This window comes from Burkholderia sp. LMU1-1-1.1 (assembly GCF_040675865.1).
Taxonomy (GTDB): Bacteria; Pseudomonadota; Gammaproteobacteria; order Burkholderiales; family Burkholderiaceae_D; genus Rugamonas.
Genome location: NZ_JBEGHG010000047.1, coordinates 1 through 539, shown reverse-complemented (window position 1 = coordinate 539; position 539 = coordinate 1). Strand labels below are relative to the sequence as shown.

At 47.5% G+C, this 539-nt stretch carries 2 tRNA genes and 1 rRNA gene; all 3 read right to left on the bottom strand.

The window, feature by feature from the left end:
• Window positions 1–110: ribosomal RNA gene (locus MRBLMU1_RS25490) — 23S ribosomal RNA — on the bottom strand; the annotation flags it as partial.
• A 220-nt stretch (window positions 111–330) separates the two neighbouring features.
• Window positions 331–406: transfer RNA gene (locus MRBLMU1_RS25485), tRNA-Ala, on the bottom strand.
• A gap of 23 nt (window positions 407–429) precedes the next feature.
• A tRNA-Ile gene (locus tag MRBLMU1_RS25480) sits at window positions 430–506 on the bottom strand.
• Window positions 507–539: the final 33 nt, after the last annotated feature.

Sequence of the window (539 nt, the reverse complement as noted above, 5' to 3'; positions counted from 1 at the left end):
CTGCGGATCAAAGCTTGTTTGCTAGCTCCCCGCAGCTTATCGCAAGCTACTACGTCCTTCATCGCCTGTAATCGCCAAGGCATCCACCATGTGCACTTATTCACTTGTCCCTATAACGTTAGCCCCTGCGACTAAACAAGGAGCGTTTATAGGAATAAGAAGTACTACGTTGTTGCGTTTGTTGATACATACAATCATTACCCATCGCACCCGCCTGTCGGCGTTTGCGATCAATAAAAATTTACTTACTTCTTCCAGATTGTTAAAGAACGTACAGCACTTGATCTCTAAAAGATCAAATCTAAACCTTGTGGCTTACATTTGAACTCTTGGTGGAGGATGACGGGATCGAACCGACGACCCCCTGCTTGCAAAGCAGGTGCTCTCCCAGCTGAGCTAATCCCCCGGGATCTACTACTAGGGTAAAACTGGTAGGGCTGGTTGGACTCGAACCAACGACCCCCGCGTTATCAACACGGTGCTCTAACCAGCTGAGCTACAGCCCCAAATGCTGTTCTTTATATTGACAGTCGATAAGT